The organism is Candidatus Poribacteria bacterium (assembly GCA_021295715.1).
In the GTDB taxonomy this organism is placed as follows: Bacteria; Poribacteria; WGA-4E; order WGA-4E; family WGA-3G; genus WGA-3G.
Window position 1 is genome coordinate 1 of sequence record JAGWBV010000127.1, and the last position, 7,030, is coordinate 7,030.

Below are 7,030 nucleotides of genomic sequence, written 5' to 3' on the forward strand. Positions count from 1 at the left end.
TTGCAAAAACAGAAAATGAGATCGCGCACGCGCTGAAATCCGGAATTTTTTCATTGAACCTTGAGTCGCCTGCTGAATTGAAGAGAATTCACGCGGTGGCGAAAGAGTTGGATGTACCAGCACCCGTCAGTGTTCGAGTCAACCCCGATGTTGATGCCAAAACACATCCGCACATCTCAACCGGACTTCGAGAGGCAAAATTCGGTGTGCCATTTGAAGTTGCGCTGGAACTATACAGGTTCGCTTCACAGCAACGGCACCTCGCAGTTAAAGGAATCGCAGTGCACATCGGTTCACAGATGACTTCTCTTGATCCGATAATTAGCGCACTCTCTCAAGTAATTGATTTCGTAAAACAACTTAATAGAGACGGGATCAATATCCAGCATCTTGATGTCGGCGGTGGTTTGGGCGTTCGATACAAAGACGAAAATCCACCGACAATTAGGGAGTACTGCAGATCGATTCTGGATCTGTTGGAGAAGCGAGGCTGTAATCTATCCATATCAATCGAACCTGGCCGAGCGATCAGCGCGCATTCAGGGGTGTTGATCAGTCGGGTCGAGTACCTCAAAGCCACAGAAGCGAAGCGGTTTGCAGTCGTCGACGCGGCGATGAACGATTTGCTGCGCCCGGTACTTTTTGACGCATGGATGGAAATTGTGCCCGTGAAACAAAAAGCCACCATCGAAGAGATGCTGAGTGACGTAGTAGGCCCAATTTGCGAAACCGGCGATTTTCTCGGTAAGGACCGACTGCTTGCAGTCGAGTCCGGCGATCTGATTGCAGTACTCGGCGCTGGAGCTTATGGCGCCGTTATGTCGTCGAACTACAATACCCGCCCCAAACCGGCTGAAGTTTTGGTTGACAGCAATCACTTTGATGCAATTAGGACAAGAGAGACTTTCGATCAAATGGTCAACCTCGAAGTCATCCCGGAGCAAATTCGAATCTAATTTCTTTGATTTTCATCTTAGAATTTTACAAATCAGGAAAGAATTGGTTTTGCCGTTGTGCAGTCTGTGAACAAACAAGTTCAACGAAGTGGGGAAATTCAAGGTGTAAACCCCGAAATCCTTCGCTGCGCTGAAAGAATTTGTCAATAAGCGGCTTCAGAACTGGGCTCGTCATGGAATCAAACCCACAATGCAGGCAGACTGCGTGGCTCACCCCTTGTGTTTGGGGTTGAACTCCCCCTGGTCGAAGATCATCTTGTTCTGGAAGTTGGTTTTCAGCTATTCCATCTCATTGACAAAGCTGCTGAACGCTGTGTCGTAGCGCTGGAAACACAACGTGTGTTTCGGAGCGAGCGGGTCACGCGACAATTTGTCAACGTCTATCCTTAAGCGCTCGCCACCTCACTTGGTTGCTCAAAATACTGATCACAGAGTGAAGTTTGTAACGGGCGCAACCCTCATTTTCCTAAATTGACATAGCTTACAACATCTTTGAGTATCTTACTGTCTTTGATTCTCAGCTTTAGAGACCGTCGTTACTTTATGCAGCCTTGTCCGAGCTAATCTTACATTAGTTCAACGTACTTGCTCAAAACTCTATGGTGGGCTTGGTGGCTAGTTACCGGTCATCTCTGCGACACTACCCAAAGGTTCGATATGTATGGTGGCGCGAGGGTTGCACCATTTGTAGTCCACTAACCTAGTAGCTGGAGACACGGCAGTAGACAGCGACGCACTTCGGTGATCGAATGCAGCCGGAGCCTTTCTGTTTAATCTTGGCCAGGTACAAGTTTTATCCCGATGCTTGTTCGTGAACGGGACGTCGACACTTCGCATGAAGCACAGATTTTCATTTTCGCGGCGCATGAATGTCAGGCGAGGTTTCGTACGCTCCTGATCCGACATCAGGTCGCGACCCAAAGTAGACAGGCCGGATAAGGACGTCCGATCTCTTGCAAAACTAGCTTGCAACAAAGGCCAATCGCTCAGAGGATTTTTGACCTTCACGGACGAGATTCCAGATCGAATCGCCTGGGTTTTTTCGCGACAAAATGAAAGGGACTCCGTCTTGGTGGAACCTTTGGATTTCGGGAGGTCATTACCAAGATCCCCTTCCTCAGAACAACGGCACCTGATGATCCGCGTAATAAGGTGTGTCCGGCGGTGGAAGCACCGCGACCACCTTCTGGCTGGCCGTATCGACATGCACTTCGAGAAGCGGTGTCTTATTGAGCGCATTCCGAACGATATCGCGGCCTTTCGGGGCTGGTCCGTCGCCGACAATGGCCTGGGTGAAGATCACCTTGTAGGACATTCCGTCGTGGTCGCGGGGGATAGAATGGCTGAACGCTTCTCCCGCTGGGAGATACATCGGGATCTCGGACACGTACATGTTTCGCGGAAAAACATAGCCGAGAACCGGTGTTCCTTCGGTCAGATTGGACATTGTGGTCTGAACTTCCGGCACGGATTTTGCGATGGCAACGATGCTTGCCATGTCGGCTTCGTCCGTCTCGGCCGCCGCGAGATAAACACCTTCGGGCGCTTCGTGAGCATAGAGGCTAGAGATTGCATGTGCGCGAAGACCGAAAGCAACCGTGATCGCCAATCCGAGCGCGGCGATGAAGACCAATCCCCATCCGGCGAGCACCGCAAGTGTCGATGCACCGAAGTCAATGCTGAAACTAGGTAGCCATCCTTTTGGCAGGAACGGCCCAGTCTCGCGCATGTAGGCATCGTAGCCATCAAATTTGGCAAGACAGACTCGTTCTTCCACTTTAGCAAGCGCAATGTAGCAGAACACCACGATCACGGTAAGTATCAATACAAGAAAGCGCGGCCATACCAGCAACATCCCTATGCTTGCAATGATTAGAGCGAGGTATTGAGGGTGGCGGACTTTACGGTAGAAACCGACCATTACAGCGCCTTTCCGCAACAACTTAGCACGGTAGACTTGGAATGCACCTAACGCGAAAATGGTCAGTCCACTGAAAAACATGGCAATGCCCATTGGCTCGAGAATTGCGACGAGTGGCGATCTTGTCGCCTCAAGCACATGGGGTAGAAAGAACTGGATGGTCCAATTTGTCAGTCCGATCGATTGAAGAAAGTCGAGCCCCGGACCGTACACGGCGTAAAAGTATGCCGCGAACGGGGAGGCCATGTAGAAGATTTCCAAAGCGATCAAGACGTAGAATGCGGCACAAGCCCAAAAAGCGCGCCGTGCAATCTTTGCGGTGTCGGTAGATTTCCGAATATCTTCCATTGGTTCGAATCCTCGATGAGTTGATTTGACGTAATATAAGAGACTATCGTTCTATTATATAATCTATTCGGTAGCAATCAAGCCTTTCTGGCGCGCATATTTCAGAAATGTTTGCGATACCTGTCAAGTGTCGGTGGTTCCCAAAGAGGACAGGATTCGGGCGAAAAGCCGCGCTTCTTAGGGACGGGTTTACTCTCTGATCGAAAGGCCTTCGGATCTCATCTCATGAATCATTACAAATTCCCTCTGTGTTATCATCTTTATGGCCTTCCGTGGATCTGTCGAAAAATCCAAACTATATGGCAGACTTTCACTCGCCTGAGGTGGAGAATTTCAACCATAGCTGACAGTGGATAAAGTGATAAAGCCCTGCTTCCTGACAATGGCGCACCTGCAACCGAGATAGAAGGCGTGTCACGGGAACAGAAGGCGATGTCGGGCGAAAGTACCGAGAAGTTGGTACACGGCTTGGACGTTCTGCTTCAACACGATCTGCGTCGAGACTTGCGCGAGGCCGTGTACGAAATTGCGTTTGGCAGTTGCGTCATTGCTGGAAACTCATGCAAGACAGGGCTATGGCCCCCATTCTTTGCGTGCCTGTTGCAGACTCAATCGGCAGATGAGCGTGAGAGGCAAGCGTGACTGCATCAACAATGCTGCGGTGTCTTGGGTGTTGAATTTGTGGACCCATATGCGAATATAATTGTTATCTGCGGGAGGAACTGTTGAAGTCACTGCTTGGCAGTTCGACCGTCTTGTACGCTCACTGCGGATTGAGTTGAGTAGAATGTCATTCTCTGTTGTAATGCTCCACCAAACACAGCGATCAATTTAACACCGGGATGCAGCGTCACGATTTTCAACGTGCTCGAAGTGAAAAGCAGGTCAAGCAACGCCGTGACGACATCATCGAGGCGGCGCGCACTCTTTTGGAATCATCAGGCAGTGGCAGCGTCACACTGATGTCCATCGGCGAGAGGGTTGGGCTCGCGAAGTCGAACATCTATAGATATTTTGAAAGTCGCGAAGATATCCTGTGCGAGGTCTTCCTTCAGGAGTCCGAGATGCTGGCAGAAGAGCATTGGTCAGCGTTTCATGGCATGCCGCGGTTGAACGATCTCTCGACCTGTGCTGCAATTTTCGCTAACGGCTGTGCAGCGCGGCCGCTGTTCTGCATGCTTAACGCAGAACTGGCTGGCACGATGGAAGAACATGTTTCGGTGGATCGGCTGATTTATCTGAATACGGAATTTGCCCGTCTGATAGCGCGCGTAGCATCTGGACTGCAGACTGCAGCACCTGAACTTGGTGAGGCGCGCGCCTATCTCGCGGTTCGAATGTTCCTTCACCAGTTGGTCGGGTGCTGGTTATTTACCCATTTGGGCGATCGACCCAACGAGGCGATCAAGATCGCTAAACTTGCAGAGTTCAGCCAGCCCTTCCGGAAAACATACTCGCAAAGTTGTTATGTCATCCTGATGGGATTGTCGTCCATTGATATATCGGAAGACATGTTCTCGGGGCTAACGCTGTTTGATCACGACAGCGAGACAGTACCCGTCCCCCCAGCACCAATGGCCTGAGAGAGGCGTCCGGCGATAGCATCCTGCAGGAGGTTGCAAAGCGGCACGATGCGAAAACCGCCCGAAGCTGTCGGATAGATCCCTACATCGCAAAACTCGGGAATAAAGGTGAGCCGCGCTGACGTCGCCTTGTCGAACGCCGCCGAACTCCAGATCATAGAACCCGCCAACAATCAGCCAAGCGTCGCGTGTGTTGGCGAAATTGAGCCGAAGGCCGAGGAACAGATCATCCTAAAAGGCTGAAGGGCCGCCCGAGCCGCGGGAATCGAATTCTAGTCCAGGCGCGTGCTTCTACAAGGATTGGGATTCTGGATTCTCGGATCGCTACTTTAAAATTTTTCATCACATCAAACTGAAACTCTTTCAACCCCGGTCCGCGTACAACTAAATCGAGGTCGCTGCTGTCATCGCTTTGCTCATTCACTCGGCTACCGTAGGCCCATACTTCTACCTCGGGTAAGTGCCTCACGATGATTTCTTCAAGTTTCGCGCGGTGTCTCGGCAATAGATCCAGACGATCAGTCATCAACTGCTTCCTCAATCACGTGAATCAGTGCATATGCGTCAGCGACAAAACTCGGCAATGCATCTAAGATTTTGATTGCGAATTGTTCTCCATAGTCAGGAGCAGGAACATTTGTACTAGCTCATCTCGCGTGCCATGTTATAGAACTCGGCGTTGGGTTCCATCACCAGCACATTGGCCAACCTGTTACTCATGCCAAAGAACGCTGTAATCGCTGCGATGTCCCAGATGTCTTCTTCACTGAAACCAGCTTCTTTCAGCGCTTCAATATCTTTCTCTCCAACTGCCCACGATTCATTACAGACTTTGACCGCGAAATCCAGCATCGCCATCTGTCGGGGTGTAATGTCGGCTTTCCGATAGTTGACTGCAACCTGGTCAGAGATCAAGGGGTGTTTTGCATGGATTCGCAACACCGCGCCGTGGGCAACTACGCAGTACTGACAGTTGTTTTCACCCGAAGTCGCAACCACAATCATCTCCATATCGGCCTTGCTCAAGCCGCTTTCCTTTTCCATCAGAGCATCGTGATAATTAAAAAATACCCGGAATTCTTTCGGACGGTGTGCCAGCGCCAGGAACACATTGGGAATAAAACCCGCTTTCTCCTGCACTGCAAGCATTCGCTCCTGGATATCCTGCGGCAGGTCTTCGATTTTGGGTATGGGATATCGACTTGCAGAAGGTATTTTTATGGTCAGCTTGACTCCGGATTCAAGGTATCGGGCAGGTATGCTGCAATCAACTTCGCATTCTTGACCCACTGGGGTCAACCAGTGGTTCGGTCACGATTTTCGCGTCTTTGGCCTTGCCAATTATCTCTATTTTGATGTCTCTGCTTTGTTGTTTTGCCGGCGGAATGTAGCCGAGTGCAATGCTTTTTCCAATGGTGTGGCCAAACGATGCCGACGTAACGATTCCCGAAACCTCTCCATCACACAGGATCGGTTCACCACCCACGGCATCCTGTTCATCCACGTCGACCGCAAAACAGGTCAGTAGCCATTTGCGGTCTTGAGTCGATGCATCAACCATCCAATCACGGCCGACAAATTCGCCTTTATCCAGTTTCACGAATCGGTCCAGTACAGATTCGTAGGGTGAATATTCTGGCGAATACTCCCGGCGCCAACTGCCATATCCCTTTTCCAGTCTGAGCGAAAGCAGAGCCCTGGACCCGATTAGAGCAAGCCCGTACTCTCTTCCCTTTTCCATGACCAACTGAACCACCTCGGTTTGATGTTCAATCGGAAAGTTATATGCAAGTCTGCCATCCTCCATCAGTGAACCGGTTTTGACACTGAAGTACTTTCAGCACCGGTCACACCAGTAAGGCATTGTCTTGTGGCTTGCTTTGCTGGCTTCTTTGGATTCGCACAGAGGACATGTTCGTCCGTCAGCCCATCTGGACCGAATCAATGTATCTCATCGCATCTTGCTCAGTCTCAAATCGAGACATGAATTCGTAGAGGCTGACCCGAATGTATTCGTCCTTTCACTTTCTCATGTATATTTCCAGTCAATTTCCACATTGGAAAGTACATTTTAAATTGATGGTCTTGTCAATTTAAATGGATAGTACCCAATTTTTGACTCACGCTTTCAAGCTGGATAAATTAAGTGAGATATCCGACTTAGGTTTGCAACAGGCCTTGTCGTTCAACAAATTCCGCAATAATTTCGACACCTTTGCCTG

6 protein-coding genes and 1 pseudogene are annotated in these 7,030 nt (G+C 50.1%); 2 read left to right on the plus strand and 5 right to left on the minus strand.

The window, feature by feature from the left end:
- The coding region (gene lysA / locus J4G07_21175; protein ID MCE2416500.1) for a diaminopimelate decarboxylase at positions 1-956 on the plus strand (956 nt) is incomplete at its 5' end.
- 1,117 nt (positions 957-2,073) lie between these two features.
- Here the strand turns inward: lysA and J4G07_21180 are convergent.
- Complete coding sequence (locus J4G07_21180) at positions 2,074-3,225, minus strand: isoprenylcysteine carboxylmethyltransferase family protein (GenBank protein ID MCE2416501.1); 1,152 nt, start codon at positions 3,223-3,225, stop codon at positions 2,074-2,076.
- Between the two features lie 842 nt (positions 3,226-4,067).
- Between J4G07_21180 and J4G07_21185 the strand changes: the two genes are divergently transcribed.
- Entirely contained in the window at positions 4,068-4,808 is a 741-nt protein-coding gene (locus J4G07_21185) for a TetR family transcriptional regulator (GenBank protein MCE2416502.1), read from the plus strand.
- A gap of 226 nt (positions 4,809-5,034) precedes the next feature.
- Here J4G07_21185 and J4G07_21190 read toward each other — a convergent pair whose 3' ends face one another.
- The 4 genes and pseudogenes from J4G07_21190 to J4G07_21205 all read right to left on the minus strand — a co-directional run bounded on the left by J4G07_21190 (position 5,035) and on the right by J4G07_21205 (position 6,753).
- Entirely contained in the window at positions 5,035-5,334 is a 300-nt protein-coding gene (locus J4G07_21190) for a nucleotidyltransferase domain-containing protein (GenBank protein ID MCE2416503.1), read from the minus strand.
- Positions 5,335-5,450: 116 nt separating this feature from the next.
- Positions 5,451-6,029, minus strand: a complete 579-nt coding sequence (locus J4G07_21195) for a peroxidase-related enzyme (protein MCE2416504.1) — start codon at positions 6,027-6,029, stop codon at positions 5,451-5,453.
- Positions 6,030-6,075: 46 nt separating this feature from the next.
- On the minus strand, positions 6,076-6,615 hold the full coding sequence (locus J4G07_21200; protein MCE2416505.1) for an aminomethyltransferase family protein: 540 nt from the start codon (positions 6,613-6,615) through the stop codon (positions 6,076-6,078).
- 30 nt (positions 6,616-6,645) lie between these two features.
- Positions 6,646-6,753: pseudogene (locus J4G07_21205) on the minus strand (hypothetical protein).
- Positions 6,754-7,030: the final 277 nt, after the last annotated feature.

Bases quoted from the DNA above. Each gene is read 5' to 3' on its own strand.
- J4G07_21180 (MCE2416501.1), bottom strand. From the start codon at position 3,225: ATGGAAGATATTCGGAAATCTACCGACACCGCAAAGATTGCACGGCGC.
- J4G07_21185 (MCE2416502.1), top strand. From the start codon at position 4,068: ATGCAGCGTCACGATTTTCAACGTGCTCGAAGTGAAAAGCAGGTCAAG.
- J4G07_21190 (MCE2416503.1), bottom strand. From the start codon at position 5,334: ATGACTGATCGTCTGGATCTATTGCCGAGACACCGCGCGAAACTTGAA.
- J4G07_21200 (MCE2416505.1), bottom strand. From the start codon at position 6,615: ATGGAGGATGGCAGACTTGCATATAACTTTCCGATTGAACATCAAACC.